Raw genomic sequence first — 14,571 nt, 5'->3', positions numbered from 1 at the left:
GGCGGGCGGCCACGTAGCCTGGCACACGTGAGCACGCTGGGACCGGACCAACGAGTACGAGCCTGGGAACGACTGGGCAATGAGCAGTTCGACGTAGTGGTGATCGGCGCCGGGGTGGTGGGCGCTGGCTGTGCGCTCGACGCCGCCACCCGGGGCCTGCGGGTGGCGCTGGTCGAGGCGCGCGACTTCGCGGCCGGGACCTCGAGCCGCAGCTCGAAGATGTTCCACGGTGGACTGCGTTACCTCGAGCAGCTGGAGTTCGGGCTGGTACGCGAGGCGCTGCACGAACGCGAGCTGTCGCTGACCACGCTGGCGCCGCACCTGGTCAAGCCGCTGCCGTTTCTGTACCCGCTGACCCGGCGGTGGTGGGAACGGCCGTACGTGGCCAGCGGGATCTTCCTCTACGACCAGCTGGGTGGGGCGAAATCGGTTCCCGCGCAACGTCATCTGACTCGCGCCGGTGCACTGCGGTTGTGTCCGGGGCTGAAGCGCGGCGCGTTGATCGGCGGCATCCGCTACTACGACACCGTCGTCGACGACGCCCGCCACACCCTGACCGTCGCACGCACCGCGGGGCACTACGGCGCGGTCATCCGCACCTCCAGCCAGGTCGTCGCGCTACTGCGCGAAGGCGACCGCGTGACCGGGGTGCGGGTCCGCGACTCCGAGAACGGCGAAGTCACCGAAGTCCAGGGACACGTGGTGGTCAACGCCACCGGGGTATGGACCGATGAGATCCAGGCGCTTTCGCGCCAGCGCGGCCGGTTCCACGTACGGGCCTCCAAGGGCGTGCACATCGTGGTTCCGCGCGACCGGATCGTTTCGGAAGCGGCGATCATCCTGCGGACCGAGAAATCGGTGCTGTTCGTCATCCCGTGGGGCACCCACTGGATCATCGGCACCACCGACACCGACTGGAACCTGGACCTGGCCCACCCCGCGGCCACCAAGGCCGACATCGACTACATCCTGACCCACGTCAACACCGCGCTGGCCACGCCGCTGACCCACGCCGACATCGAAGGTGTGTACGCCGGGTTGCGGCCGCTGCTGGCGGGGGAGAACGACGACACCTCGAAGTTGTCGCGCGAGCACGCGGTCGCGGTTCCGGCGCCGGGCCTGGTGGCGATCGCCGGCGGCAAGTACACCACCTACCGGGTGATGGCAGCCGACGCGATCGACGCCGCTGCCGAGTACATCCCGACGCGGGTGGCTCCCTCGATCACCGAGAAGGTGCCGCTGTTGGGCGCCGACGGCTACTTCGCGCTGATCAACCAGGCCGAACACGTGGGTGCCCACCAGGGCCTGCACCCCTACCGAGTGCGCCACCTGCTGGACCGTTACGGCTCGCTGATCCACGACGTTCTAGCGGTCGCCGACGGGCAGCCCGAGCTACTGGACCCGATCGCCGAGGCACCCACCTACCTGAAGGTGGAAGTCGCCTACGCGGCCGGCGCGGAGGGCGCATTGCACCTGGAGGATGTACTGGCCCGGCGGACCCGGATCTCCATCGAGTACGCCCACCGCGGGGTCAACTGCGCGCGCGAGGTCGCTGAGGTGATGGCGGCGGTGCTCGGCTGGGACGACGCCGTCATTGACCGGGAGGTGGCCAACTACTCCGCACGGGTGGAGGCCGAGATCCTCTCGCAGGAGCAGCCCGACGACGCATCGGCGGATGCGCTGCGAGTCAGTGCGCCCGAGGCGCGGGCCGAAATTCTGGAGCCGATTCCGCTTACCTGAACCAGACGTCATTACGGCGGGTACGATTCAAGGAATCTTTCCAGTCTTTTAGGCTGATATCAGCATTCACATGTGTTTGACACACATTTCAGGCGGGGCTACTTTCTGGCCATGAGCTGGATCACATGGGGGATCCGGGCATGGGGAAGGGGCGGCTCATGTCGGGTGGGATCGGGGTGTGGCGCTCTCGCGAGCTGTCCGGATGGGGCGGTGCGCTAGCCGCCGCCGTGGTCGCCGGGGCCGGCCTGCTCGGTGTCGGTACGGGCAGTCCGCAGCTCGTCAGCCCACCGATAGCCTCAGCGCAGCACCGGGTGGTGCTGACGGCGTATCCGACGTTTTCGCAGAGCTTGCAGACCCTGCTCGACAACATCTCGCTGGGAGATCTCAACCAGGTGCTGGCCGCGCTGGGCAATGTGCCTGGGACCAGCACGCCACTGAGTGTCAGCTCGGATGTGTCGGCACTGCTGGCCTCCTTCAACCCCGACGGAACCACGCTCTCCGGTATCGCCGACATCTTCGGGATCTCGCTCACCGAACCGCTCTACAGCGCGAACGCCGCGGTCAATTCGCTGCTGGGCACCGGCAGCCTGTTCCTGGTGGACGGCGTGCCGATCGGCAACGCGGACCTCGGTGAGCTGGTGGATGTGGTGCTGGGCGACGGCGCCGGTGCGCATTCACTGACCGACCTGGCCAACGCGGTGGGCCTGGGTACGCTGCTCGGTCAGTTCGCCAGCATGATCAACGCGCTGGCCTTGCCCAACGAGAACGTCATCACGTGCGGTCTGCTTACCTGTGGGCCAGCTGACTTGACGGTCAATAGTTCGTTGGTCGACTGGCTGAGCGGGATTGTCGGGGTCGCCACCGCCGACATCGTCAAGCATCCGCTTGTCGGCAGTCCCACGGTTCTGGCCGGCAGCGCCTACACGCTGGGGGAATACCTGCATACCCTGCCGGTCAGCGCCACCAACAGCACCACCATGGACAACGCGACCTTGGCGCTGCTGTTCAGCCTGAACCCGGCCCAGACCTGGGATAAGTACCTCGACGGGCTGCCGTTCGGCGGGACACTGCTCGACCCCTCCGGCGAAACCTGGGGCGAGCAGAGCCTGGGCACCTTCCTGGCCAGCTTCCTGCCCGACGGCAGCACGCTGGCTATCACCGGCGACACCCTGGTCACCGACCTGTTGGAAGCTTTCGGCCTGCTGGCCCCGTAGTCGCGATCTTTCTCGTCGCGCCCGGTCTGTCTCCGCGGACCGGGCGCACTTCTGGTTGGATCAGCGCGCGATAAGCGCACCTGTGGCTTTGCTGGCGGCCAAATAGGGCGCATTGTGCGCATTTCGCTCAGCGCCGAAAAATAGCTCAAGTATTTTTAGTCACGAATTTCATACCGATGGACCGCAACGGCGTGATGTTAATGCCCAATAGCTATTAGCTGGCGGCGCGGCGCCATCGGCTGGGCTGAAATGCCGAGAAACGGCTGAGCTTCTTGCTGTTGGTGGTAGATCACCGGGCTCCCATGACATCTGCGGAGGTAGTTACCTAGGGGGCATGTCCGTGCCGGTGGGCTGGAAGTTTGCTGTGGGCGAGCGTTGCTAACTCTGGAATGCCTACCAATGAAACCGTTGACAACAGTCTGAGCCCATAATAAGTTAATGGCGATGTGGGTGTCGCATCGACTTAACGTTCGATCCCAGGAGGGGGACCTATTCATGTCTACTTGTTCCACTGTTGCCGCGCCAATAGGTGCGCGCGGCTTTGCGGTCAAAGCCGGCGCGTTAGCGGCCGGGACCGTGTTTGCCGGGACCGCCCTGCTTGGCGGTACGGCTGTCGCTCCGACGATCACCGCCGGCCTTACCGCGTCGGTGCAACACGAAGTCGCGCTGACCGCCAGCTTCCCGACCTTCAGTGAGAGCCTGCAGAGCCTGCTGAATGCCATCGACTTCGGCAACATGGGTCAGGTCCTGGGGATCTTCGGTGACAACATCTCCACCACCTCGAGCCTCGCGGCCCTGCTCGCCGCGCTGAACCCCGACGCCATGACCCTGGACGCCGCGACTCTGGGCCTGCTCTCCACCGACATCACCGCGCTGCTCGACGACGTCGACTTCGGCGGAGCCCCGCTGGGCTCCATTCCGATCGACGCCTTGCTCGGCGGCTTCATCGGCGGCGACGGTGCCAATACGGAACTCGGTACCCTGCTCGGCTACCTCGGACTCGGTGCGTACGCGGGCCTGCTGAACATCCCCTTCACCGACTTCACCCCGGAGATGACCGTCGCCCAGCTGCTCGACACCCTGATCGGGATCGACGGTACCACCACGCTGAACGACCTCCTGGATCAGAACGGGATGCAAGACGCCACCATCGGCGGCCTGCTGGGTATCACCCCCGAGCAGCTCGACGCGGGCTGGGACAAATTCGTCGACGGCATGGTCGTCGGCGGCACACTCGCCGATCCGGACGGCAGCGGCGTGCTGGGCGACGAGACGCTGGGATCGCTGCTGACCGCCCTGCTGGGGACCGGCGCCGACCCGGTGACCGATGCCACCACGCTGACCGCCTTCCTAGACGATCTGGGCATCTTCGCGATGCTCGGTGTCAGCTGAGCTGATAACTCCGCGTTCACAAGCCACATCGGCCACAACCCCCGACGGTTGTGGCCGATGTGTCGTTGTGCGCCCGGCGCGGGGCCCCGCTGACCTGGCGTAATGTGCGCCGCTACCGGTACGGTGGGCACCATGTCCGCGCAGCCGCTCCGCACCGGAATGCGTGCGATTCTGCTGCCGACCGACCGAGACCTACGGCCTCGGGGCACCAACGGCTACACCACGTGCTGGGGCAACAATGCCCACGGCAAACTTGCCGGCTGTCCACCGGCGCAGCGCTGATCTGCAACGTCTTTCATTGTGGAGGCCCGAGACCTCGGGCCTTCCGTCACTCGAATCAAAGGCCCTCCCTTGACCTCTGGTCGCCCCCCGCTTTTCGGCCGCGGATCGTCGGCCGAAGCCAGTCGGCTCGCCGACGTGCTCCGCAAGGAGACCGTGGGCGGGGCACTGCTGCTCGTCGCGGCCACCGTCGCCATCGTGTGGGCCAACTCGCCGTGGGCAGCTGCCTATTACCGGTTGGGCGACATCACTTTCGGCCCCCGCGCCTGGAATCTGCACCTCTCGGTGTCGGCTTGGGCGGCCGACGGCCTGCTGGCGATCTTCTTCTTCGTGGTCGGCCTGGAGCTCAAGTACGAAGTGCTTGCCGGCGACCTGCGTGATCCGCGTCGCGCAGCGCTTCCCGTCGTCGCAGCGGTCGGCGGAATGGTCATGCCCGCAGTGATATTCGTCGCCGTCAACGCCCACACTGGTGGCGGAGCGCTACGCGGGTGGGCTATTCCTACCGCCACCGACATCGCGTTCGCACTGGCCGTGCTGGCCGTGATCTCCTCGCACCTGCCCTCGGCATTACGCACTTTCCTGCTGACCTTGGCTGTGGTCGATGACCTGTTGGCGGTCACCGTGATCGCGGTGTTCTACACCGACGACCTCAACCTCGTCGCTCTTGGGCTGGCACTCGTCCCGTTGGCGTTGTTCGCGGTGGCGTCCCGCCGATTCGACAACGCCGCGGTGCTGCTTCTATTGGCCGCTGCCACTTGGTATCTGGTCCACGAATCCGGTGTGCACGCCACCGTCGCCGGTGTCCTGCTCGGCCTGACGGTTCCGGTCCGCCAGGCGGGCAAGCGCGACACGTCGCCGCGGCATCGGCTGGACGCAAAGAGTCTCGAGCACCGGATTCGCCCGCTGTCCGCCGCGCTGGCGGTGCCGGTGTTCGCGTTCTTCGCGGCCGGCGTGACCTTCGGCGGCCTGCACGGATTGGCCACCACACTGCACGATCCGGTTGCCATCGGCGTCGCCGCCGGCCTGGTGGTAGGAAAAGCGGTGGGCATCGCCGGCGCGGCCGTGCTGACCGCCGCACTGACCCGAGCCGAGCTCGACACCTCACTGAAGTGGGTCGACGTGGTCGCGCTGGCCTTGCTTGGCGGCATCGGGTTCACCGTCGCACTGTTCATCGGAGACCTCGCCTTCGGCGATCCCGTTCGTCAACAACACGTCAAAATGGGTGTGCTGATCGGCACCCTCACCGCGGCGATGCTGGCGGCGGTGCTGCTGACCATCCGCGACCGCGCCTACGCCCGCGACGCCGACAGTGCGCCGGCGTTCGACCTGAAGCTGCCGTGACCCGGCGACGCCCCGCCCCGCTGCCCGTGCGTGATGGTCTGGGGCCGGCCCGGCTGCGTTTGCACGGCGGCCCGGTCGCCGCCGAGCTGCGCAGCCGGTTCGGTACGGCCACTGCGGCGAAAGTGGCTGCGGGTGAAGTGGTTACCGCAGACGGGGCGGTCGTCGACGACACCACGGTGTTGCCGGCGGGGGCACATGTCTTCTTCTATCGCGATCTGGCCGACGAGGTGCCGGTACCGTTCGACCTTCCGCTGCTGCACCGCGATGCGGATCTGGTGGTGATCGACAAGCCGCACTTTCTGGCGACCATGCCGCGCGGCAGCCATGTGGCCCAAACCGCTTTGGTGCGGCTGCGGCGTGAACTGGACCTTCCAGAGCTGAGCCCGGCGCACCGGTTGGATCGACTGACCGCCGGGGTGCTGCTGTTCACCACCCGTCGAGAGTTGCGGGGGCCCTATCAGACCCTGTTCGCCCGCGGCGCGGTGCGCAAGCAGTACCTGGCGCGGTCATCCGCCGAGCCGACCGTCGCGTTCCCGCAGTTGGTACGCAGTCGCATCGTCAAAGAGCGCGGTTGCCTGCAGGCGCGCGAAGAACCCGGCGAGCCGAACGCCGAGACGCTGATCGAGTCGATGGGTGACGGCCGCTACCGGCTTACCCCGCGTACCGGGCGTACCCACCAGTTGCGAGTTCACCTGGCCTCACTCGGTCTGCCGATCGACGGCGACCCGCTGTATCCGCAGGTCATCGAGGTTGCCCCCGACGACTTCTCGCGGCCTTTGCGACTGCTGGCCCACCGGCTGGAGTTCGACGATCCCTTCACCGGACGGCCCCGTGGTTTTGTGAGCGAACGCGACCTCGACGCGAACTGAGTCCCGCCGCCGGGGTTTCGGCTGTGACAGTCCTGGGTACAGCAAGGCACGACCAGAGCAGAGGGGAGTCTGATTCTGATGAAGGCACACAGCAAGATGACGATCGCAGTGCTCGGCAGTGCAGTCGCGCTGGTAGCAGCCGGGTGCAACGGCACCAAAGAAGAGGGGCCGAGTACCACCACGACCACGACTACGACGACGACCACCACCACAGAGACCACACTCGAGCCGGTACCGGGCGGACCGGGCCCAGAAAGTCCGGGCGAACCGGGCGAGCCGGGTGGCCCGACCGGTGGTGGCGGGCCCGGTGGCGGCGGTGGTCAGATTCCCGGTGGCCCGACCGGTGGTGGTGGGCCCGGCGGGGGCGGCGGTCAGATTCCCGGTGGCCCGACCGGCGGCGGAGGACCCGGCGGCGGGGGCGGCCAGATCCCGGGCGGCCCGTCCGGTTGGGGTGGTCCCGGCGGCGGTGGAGGTTGCGTGCCCGGTGTCGGCTGCGGCGGGTGGCCGTGATCGGCCAACCGTTCGAGTGCTGACAGCCGCAAGCCGGCCGGCAAGCTAGCCGGCCGGCTTCGGTTTGTCAGCGGCCGGGAACCCCGGTATCACCGCTGACATGACGGGCACCAGAACGCAATACGCTCGCCGTTGCGGTCGGAATCCACGCTGGTGCCGCATCGCCGACACGGCAGGCCCGCCCGGCCGTACACCCACAGTTGTCGGCCCGGCCGAGTGTCGCCGGTGGTACAGCGCGACCACCGCAACCGGTTAGCCCACAACATCTCGCGTGCCCGCAAAACCAGTCGGTCCGGATCATGCAGTTCCGCAATGGGTGTCGTCGGCAGCCGGCCGACGATGAAGCACAACTCATTGCAGTAGACATTGCCGATTCCGGCCATCACCGTCTGATCCAACAGTGCCGATGCCAGCGGACGTTGCGGATCGGCGACCAGGCGCTCGACGGCCAAGCCCGGATCCCAGTCGGCGCCGAGCAGGTCCGGTCCCAGGTGCGCGACGGCGTTGCCGTCATGGTGGCGGTCCAGCACCTCCAGCACACCCAGATTGACACCGGTGGCGCGAACGGGGCCTGCTTCCAAAATGATTCGCACCCGATGATCGACCGGAAGGCGGCCGATCCGCCAACTGCCCTCCATTTTCAGATGCGAATGGATGCTGGACGATCCGACGCGGATGAAAAGATGCTTGCCGCGGCTGATCACCTCATCGACGCGCTGCCCGCTCAGATCGATGCCCGCGTATCGTGGAACTCGGATATCGCAGCGGGTCAAGGTCTTTCCCGCCAACACGGTGATCAGCACCGTCGCAGTGTGAAATACGGTGTCTCCCTCGGGCATCAGCGCATCCGTAATCCGCGTGGCGTGCGGGAGAACCCGGCCTCGATCAACGCATCCAGTGTCGGAGAATCGGGCAGCTCCAATACCGGCACCCCGTCGACCCGCTCGATGAGAATCCCGTCCACCCGCCGGTCGGCGATCAGCCGAGCCAGCGCCCCGGCGGCGGCACGCTGTGCCTCGGCGGTGTCGGCGAAGTTCAGCAGCGTTCGGCCGCCTCGCTCGACGAACCACGCCAGCTCCCCGTCGACCAGGACCACCAGCGCGCCGGCCTTGCGGCCCGGTCGGGCCGTTCCCGGGTGTGCCGGCCAGCTCAGTGCCGCGCCGTACGGGTTGGCCGGGTCGGCGGCTGCCAGGGCCACCGCGTGGTAGTCGGGCCGGGCCGGGTCGACACCGTCGAGGTAGCCGCGAAGCCGGTCCACGGTGGAGGCCAGCGCGAACTGCGCCGCCCCCAGTGACTCGATGAAATAGCCACGTTGGCATCGCCCGGCTTCCTCGAACGCGGTCAGCACCTTGTAGACGGTGCTGAAACCGCCCGGCACCGCCTCGGCGGCGACTGCGCCGCGGGTCAACACGCCGTAGCGGTTCAGCAGCAGTTCGGCGGTGTGGTGCGCCCGCACGGTCGAAACCTCTTGCGGGGCGGGCAGAACCGACCAGCGACCGGCCACGGCCGGGTCGGCGGCGCGGGCAGCGGCGTGCGCGACGCTGTAACGGCTGAGCCGGGGCGGGCGTCTACTGCGATGCGCCGGAGTGGTGCGCCGGGTGCCGGCCAGCACCGCGCGCACCGGAGCGAAGGTGTCGCCGGTGACCCATCCGGCCCAGATCAGCTCCCATAGTGCGGCTTTGCGTTCCGCCTCGCTCGCGTCACCGCACAGCTGACGGAAGAAGAACGCACCGCCACCGTGCAGGGCATCCAGAATCGCGCGGTGGGCGTCGCCGAATTCGATCGGCGTCGCGGGTGACAACGTCAGGGGCGCCGAATCGGCGGTGTGAAAGCTGATCCAGCCGTCGGTGGCCGGGGCGCTTCCGGCCGGAGCGCCCGCGCCCGACCACAGCACTTCCCCGGAGGCCAGCAGTTCGTCGAGCATGGCCGGTGAGTAGTCGCGCACCCGCGGCCCGAAGATCAACGGTTCGACCGCCGACGCGGGCAGTGCCACGCCGGCCAGTTGCTCGATCACCCCGGCCAGCCCGTCCACGCCGGTGGTGGCGACGTCCGGAGTGCCCGGAGTGCCGATCTGCTGCCAGGCCGGCAGGAAGCGCCCGTAGGCGGCCGGCGACACCGGCTCGATCGCCGCTCGCAGCGCGGCCAGTGACCGGCGCCGGAGGATCCGCAGCACCTCGCTGTCGCACCACTGTTCGCCGGGGGAGTCCGGGAAATCGGCGAATTCGCCGCGCACCACCCGTCCGTCGGCGGCCAGGCGTCCCAGCGCGTCGGCCGCGACCCGCACTCCCAGCCCGAACCGGTCCGCGGCCTGCCCGGTGGTGAACGGCCCCCGGGTGCGGGCGAAGCGGCCCAGCAGCTCACCCAGCGGATCGGCGACCGGTTCGGTGAAGCCCGTCGGCACCCCGGGCGGTACCGCCACCCCGAGGCCGTCGCGCAGCCGCCCGATGTCCTCGATCGCCACCCACCAGCGCTGCCCGCCGAACGCCACCGTCAGCACCCGCCGGGCGGCCAACAGGTGTTCGAGCCAACCGCTCACCGCCGCACCGGCGGCTCGGGCGCTGACCTCTCCGGTGGTGAGTGGACCGAGCAGTCGCAGCAGATCGGCCACCCCTTCGGCGTCGCGGGCGGCCTTCTCCGGCGTCAGATGCTGCAGTTGTGCGGTCAGGCCGGTGATCACCTCGGGGTCGAGCAGTTCGCGGAGTTCGACTCGGCCCAGCAGTTGCGCCAGCAGAGTGGGATCCAGTGACAAGGCCGCCGCGCGGCGCTCCGCCAGCGGGCTGTCGCCTTCGTACATGAATGCCCCGACGTAGCCGAACAACAGCGACGCCGCGAACGGTGACGGGGTGGCGGTCTCCACCTGGGACACCCGCACCCGGCGTTGGGCGATCTGGGCCATCAGCGCCGTCAGCGCGGGGACGTCGTAAACGTCCTGCAGGCATTCGCGCACCGTCTCCAGCACGATCGGGAACGTCGGATATTTGCGGGCCACGTCGAGCAGTTGGGCCGCTCGCTGGCGTTGCTGCCATAGCGGGGTGCGCCGGCCGGGGTGCCGGCGCGGCAACAGCAATGCCCGGGCCGCGCATTCCCGGAACCGGGAGGCGAACAAGGCCGAGCCGCCCACCTCGGCGGTGACGATCGGCTCGATCTCATCTGCGTCGAACACGAACAGTTCCGCGCCGGGGGCTTGCGCACCGGAGTCGGTGTCGGGCAGCCGGACCACGATGCCATCGTCGGAGGCCGTTGGCTTCTCGTCGATGCCGTAGCGCTCATGCAGCCGCCGGCCCACCGCCAGTGCCAACGGGCCGTGGACACGTAGTCCGTACGGGGAGTGCAGGACCACCCGCCAGTCACCGAGCTCGTCGCGGAACCGCTCGACCACCAGCGTGGTGTCGGTGGGCACCGCCCCGGTGGCGGTGCGCTGATCGTCGAGCAGTCGCCTCAGATTGTCGATCGCATAGTCGTCGAAACCCAATCCCGCGCAGCGCTTGTCGAACGACTCAGGATCAAGTCCGGCCAGCTCGCCGGTGAATTCGCCGAGCGCCGCACCCAGCTCGGCGGGCCGCCCGACACCGTCGCCGTGCCAGAACGGCAGCCGGCCCGGCTGACCGGGTGCCGGGGCAACCAGCACCCGGTCGTGGGTGATCTCGGTGATCCGCCAAGTGGTGGCGCCCAGCGAGATGATGTCGCCGGGACGCGACTCGTAGACCATCTCCTCGTCGAGTTCGCCGACCCGGGAGGGCTTCTCCGCACCCGCCAGGTACACCGCGAACAGTCCGCGGTCGGGGATGGCGCCACCGGAGGTGACGGCCAGTCGCTGCGCGCCGGGCCGGCCGGTCAGGGTCCCGGTGTCTCGGTCGTAGACCAAACGTGGTCGCAATTCCGCGAATTCAGTCGACGGGTATTTGCCGGAGAGCAAATCCAGCGTCGCCTCGAAAACACCGCGCGACAGGGTGGCGAACGGAGCACTGCGACGCACGGTGTCGAACCAGGCTTCGGCGTCCAGTGGCTCCAGCGCGGCCGCGGCCACCGTGTGCTGGGCCAGGATGTCCAGTGGATTGGCCGGTACGGACAGGGTTTCGATCTGGCCGGCGAGCATCCGCTGTACTGCGACCGCGCAGCCGATCAGGTCGGTGCGGTGTTTGGGAATCAGTACGCCCGAAGAGATCTCGCCGACCTGGTGTCCGGCTCGACCGACGCGCTGCAGTCCGCTGGCCACCGACGGCGGCGCCTCGATCTGGATGACCAGGTCGACCGCGCCCATGTCGATACCCAGCTCCAGGCTCGAGGTCGCCACCACCGCGCGCAGCCGCCCGCTCTTGAGGTCCTCCTCGACGTCGGCTCGGGTCTGCAGTGATACCGAGCCGTGGTGGGCTCGCGCCAGGGGGGCCGCCTCCTGCGCGGTGTCAACGCAACGCTCTGCGTGAATCTCGTTGAGCCGACCGGTCAGCCGCTCGGCGAGCCGCCGCGAGTTGGCGAAGACGATCGAAGACCGGTGGGCTTCGATCAGGTCGACGATGCGTTCTTCGACCTCGGGCCAGACGGTGCCCTCGGCCGGATTGGCCATGTCCGGCACGGGGACCTGAACGGTCAGTTCGAACGTCTTGGCGGCCGGTGGAGTCACGATCGTGGTGGGGGACTGGCCGGACAGGAATCGGGCGACTTCTTCGGCCGGGCGCACCGTGGCGCTCAACCCGATTCGCTGAGCGGGACGCTCCAGCATCGCGTCGAGGCGCTCCAGGGACAGGGCCAGGTGGGCGCCCCGTTTGGTCCCGGCCACTGCGTGTACCTCGTCGACGATCACCGTGCGCACTCCGGTCAACGTCTCCCGTGCCGCCGACGTCAGCATCAGAAACAGCGACTCCGGGGTGGTGATCAAGATGTCGGGCGGCTTGGCGACCAGCGCGCGGCGCTGCGCCGGCGAGGTGTCGCCGGAACGCACGCCCACGGTGATGTCGGGAGCGGGCAGCTCGCGCCGTGCGGCCATCCGGGCGATGCCCGCCAACGGAGTGCGCAGGTTGCGCTCGACGTCGACGGCCAGCGCTTTGAGCGGCGAGATGTAGAGCACCCGGGTGCCCTGACCGGGCTGTGCGGTCAGTTGATCCAGCGCCCACAGGAACGCCGCCAGCGTCTTACCGGACCCGGTCGGGGCGACCACGAGAGTGTTGTGGCCGTCGGCGATCGCCGACCAGGCCTGCTCCTGGGCCGGCGTCGGCGCCGTGAAGGTGCCGGTGAACCAGTCCCGGGTCAGCGCCGAGAACCGAGCCAGCGGCGCTGGGGTTCCGGGGTCTTGTGCGCTCACCCAGCCATGGTGCCAAGTTCGGAGCCGGAATGCTCCCGGGCTGCGGTTTTGCGCTCGACGTCGCCGGGTATCCGGCAACGGTGATTTCGGTGATCGGAGGCGGGGGATGATCATTGCCGATGACGGTGCGACGGCGGTCCGGCCGATCTTTGCCGATGCGCAACCGCGCGTGGCAGGGGCTGCGCCGCCCGAAGCGCTGCCCCGCGATTGGACGTGGGCCAACTGGGCGCTGTCGCTGCTGACCGCGCCGGCCGCCGCACTGCTCATGGCATTCGCGCTGGCCAGGGTATCCGGTTCAGCGCTGTGTAACAGGGCGGCGTGCCCGGAACTCAAGGTGAACGGGTCGCTGTTCGGCGTGCTCTATCACGGAGCGGCCGGTGTAGCGGCGCTGACGCTGTTCCTCGCCTTCTTTCTGGCGACGCACCGCCGCGGGATCGTGGTCTGGGCGTGCGGGTGGGCGCTGCTGTTGGCCGACTTGGCGGTTTTGATCCTGAGGTTTTGACGGCTCCAGTGGCGGATCTACAGAGGGGGGTCGCGAGATGTCTGGCTTGATGAGAATGGCCGCCGCGGTTGGGTTTGCCGCCTTGGCGCTGACCGGAGGGCAGGTAGCGGCCGTTGCCGACCCGGACACCGATCCAGTGGTCAACACGACCTGCAGCTACTCGCAGGTGGTGTCGGCGATGAACGATCAGTCACCCGGAGACGCCGAGCAGTTCAACGCGACGCCGGCCGCGCGGTCCTGGCTGCAGAACTTTCTGGCCGCCCCGCCCGAGCAGCGCCAGCAGATAGTCGACCAGGCGCAGGGCACGCCCGATGGCGCGCATTACGTTGCGCTCGTCGGCCCGTTGGCCAACGCCTGCGACAACTACTACTGAGCTCACTCCTCGACGGCGTAGAACGAGTCGCCGTCTTCGGGACTTCCGGACACTTGCGCGCGGTGTCGACCGCCTCCCACAGCTTCGTCGGGATCGTGGTCAGGGCCGGCCACATCGGGTTGCTCGGCCGCCAGCTTGGCGTCCAACGACTGATGTGCCGTCTCGCTGTCAGCGGCTTGCCAGTCGTCCGGCGGAGTGACGGCCGCGTCGCCGTCGTCATTGCGCAGTTCGTCGGAATCGGTGGCCTCACTCGGCGGTAGCGTGTCGTCGCCGGTGGTGTCGGTGGCCGCTGAATCGAAATCGGGTTGTTCTGTCATGGCATTTGGCTCTCTCAGTTGGCGATGGCCCATTGCGATGAAGGCAACTCCGGCGTCATGTAACCGACACCGCGGACCGTATCGACGATCGACTCATGGTCGGCGCCGAGCTTGGCGCGCAATCGCTGCACGTGGACGTCGACTTTGCGACGGCCGCCCTCGCCGCCCCATATCTCGCGCAGCAGGCGGGCCCGGGTGAATGCTTGCCCGGCATGCTGTACCAGATAGTTGAGCAGTTTGAATTCGGTGAGTGTGAGGTCGAGATCGCGATTCGACAGCGACGCGGTGAAGCTGTCCGGGTGGATGACCAAGGCGCCGAATTCCAGTGTGGTGTGGGTGGATTCGCGCCGGCGGGCCAAGGCCAGACGCAGGCGCGCGTTCGCCTCGGCGGGGCCTGCGGTCGCGATCAGCACATCGTCGACGTGCCAGTCGAGGCCGACCGCCGCGAAGTCGTCGGCGGCGACCACGGCCAGCACGGCGGCTGACGGCTCCCAGGCCCCAAGTTTGCGGCAGCTCTCCCGCGCCGCCGGTACATCAGCACAGCCGTCCACCAAAACGGCCCTCGCGCCACGGCAGTCGGCCCGTGCGGTGACGGACAGTGGGCTGCGGACGATCGAATGCCCGAAGACACCCAACCCCGACAATGACTGCGCGAATTCGTCGCGGTCGGTCAGTAACACGATCTCCATCGCCTGGCTCCAACCCATGGATGCTATGCCGTCTCAAGGCTTTCAA

The 14,571-nt window shown here is 68.1% G+C and carries 13 protein-coding genes; 9 read left to right on the top strand and 4 right to left on the bottom strand.

Going from position 1 to position 14,571, the window contains the following annotated elements:
- Positions 1-27 precede the first annotated feature (27 nt).
- From ACKY0X_RS16815 to ACKY0X_RS16785, 7 genes are all read left to right on the top strand, one after another.
- A complete protein-coding gene (locus ACKY0X_RS16815) occupies positions 28-1,740 on the top strand; it encodes a glycerol-3-phosphate dehydrogenase/oxidase (protein ID WP_409426959.1) in 1,713 nt (570 codons plus the stop codon).
- 158 nt (positions 1,741-1,898) lie between these two features.
- The gene (locus tag ACKY0X_RS16810) at positions 1,899-2,954 is read left to right on the top strand and encodes a hypothetical protein (RefSeq protein WP_409426958.1); all 1,056 of its coding nucleotides are present in this window, start codon (positions 1,899-1,901) and stop codon (positions 2,952-2,954) included.
- A gap of 576 nt (positions 2,955-3,530) precedes the next feature.
- Positions 3,531-4,346, top strand: a complete 816-nt coding sequence (locus ACKY0X_RS16805) for a hypothetical protein (protein ID WP_409426957.1) — start codon at positions 3,531-3,533, stop codon at positions 4,344-4,346.
- Positions 4,347-4,478: 132 nt separating this feature from the next.
- Positions 4,479-4,628: a hypothetical protein gene (locus ACKY0X_RS16800; protein ID WP_409426956.1), complete on the top strand. Its 150-nt coding sequence runs from the start codon at positions 4,479-4,481 to the stop codon at positions 4,626-4,628.
- A gap of 69 nt (positions 4,629-4,697) precedes the next feature.
- A complete protein-coding gene (gene nhaA, locus ACKY0X_RS16795) occupies positions 4,698-5,966 on the top strand; it encodes a Na+/H+ antiporter NhaA (protein WP_409426955.1) in 1,269 nt (422 codons plus the stop codon).
- Positions 5,963-6,835: a pseudouridine synthase gene (locus tag ACKY0X_RS16790; protein WP_409426954.1), complete on the top strand. Its 873-nt coding sequence runs from the start codon at positions 5,963-5,965 to the stop codon at positions 6,833-6,835. The genes nhaA and ACKY0X_RS16790 overlap by 4 nt, the downstream gene beginning before the upstream one ends.
- 78 nt (positions 6,836-6,913) lie before the next feature.
- Positions 6,914-7,345 (top strand): hypothetical protein, encoded by a 432-nt coding sequence (locus ACKY0X_RS16785; protein ID WP_409426953.1) that lies wholly within the window; start codon positions 6,914-6,916, stop codon positions 7,343-7,345.
- Positions 7,346-7,434: 89 nt separating this feature from the next.
- On the opposite strand, the gene nei2 is transcribed toward ACKY0X_RS16785, so the two are convergent.
- Both nei2 and ACKY0X_RS16775 read right to left on the bottom strand, forming a co-directional pair.
- A complete protein-coding gene (gene nei2, locus ACKY0X_RS16780; RefSeq protein WP_409426952.1) occupies positions 7,435-8,184 on the bottom strand; it encodes an endonuclease VIII Nei2 in 750 nt (249 codons plus the stop codon).
- Positions 8,184-12,644, bottom strand: coding sequence for an ATP-dependent helicase (locus ACKY0X_RS16775; RefSeq protein ID WP_409426951.1), 4,461 nt, complete (start codon positions 12,642-12,644; stop codon positions 8,184-8,186). The genes nei2 and ACKY0X_RS16775 overlap by 1 nt, the downstream gene beginning before the upstream one ends.
- A 106-nt stretch (positions 12,645-12,750) precedes the next feature.
- On the opposite strand from ACKY0X_RS16775, the gene ACKY0X_RS16770 reads away from it, so the two are divergent.
- Both ACKY0X_RS16770 and ACKY0X_RS16765 read left to right on the top strand, forming a co-directional pair.
- Positions 12,751-13,146 (top strand): hypothetical protein, encoded by a 396-nt coding sequence (locus tag ACKY0X_RS16770; protein ID WP_409426950.1) that lies wholly within the window; start codon positions 12,751-12,753, stop codon positions 13,144-13,146.
- Positions 13,147-13,201: 55 nt separating this feature from the next.
- Complete coding sequence (locus ACKY0X_RS16765; protein ID WP_409426949.1) at positions 13,202-13,519, top strand: hemophore-related protein; 318 nt, start codon at positions 13,202-13,204, stop codon at positions 13,517-13,519.
- 2 nt (positions 13,520-13,521) lie between these two features.
- Here the strand turns inward: ACKY0X_RS16765 and ACKY0X_RS16760 are convergent, their stop codons facing one another.
- Entirely contained in the window at positions 13,522-13,836 is a 315-nt protein-coding gene (locus tag ACKY0X_RS16760; RefSeq protein ID WP_409426948.1) for a hypothetical protein, read from the bottom strand.
- 14 nt (positions 13,837-13,850) lie between these two features.
- Entirely contained in the window at positions 13,851-14,525 is a 675-nt protein-coding gene (locus ACKY0X_RS16755; protein WP_409426947.1) for a winged helix-turn-helix domain-containing protein, read from the bottom strand.
- Positions 14,526-14,571 lie beyond the last annotated feature (46 nt).

This window comes from Mycobacterium sp. SMC-11 (genome assembly GCF_046250095.1).
GTDB lineage: Bacteria > Actinomycetota > Actinomycetes > Mycobacteriales > Mycobacteriaceae > Mycobacterium > Mycobacterium heraklionense_A.
This window is presented reverse-complemented; position numbering and strand designations above follow the sequence as displayed.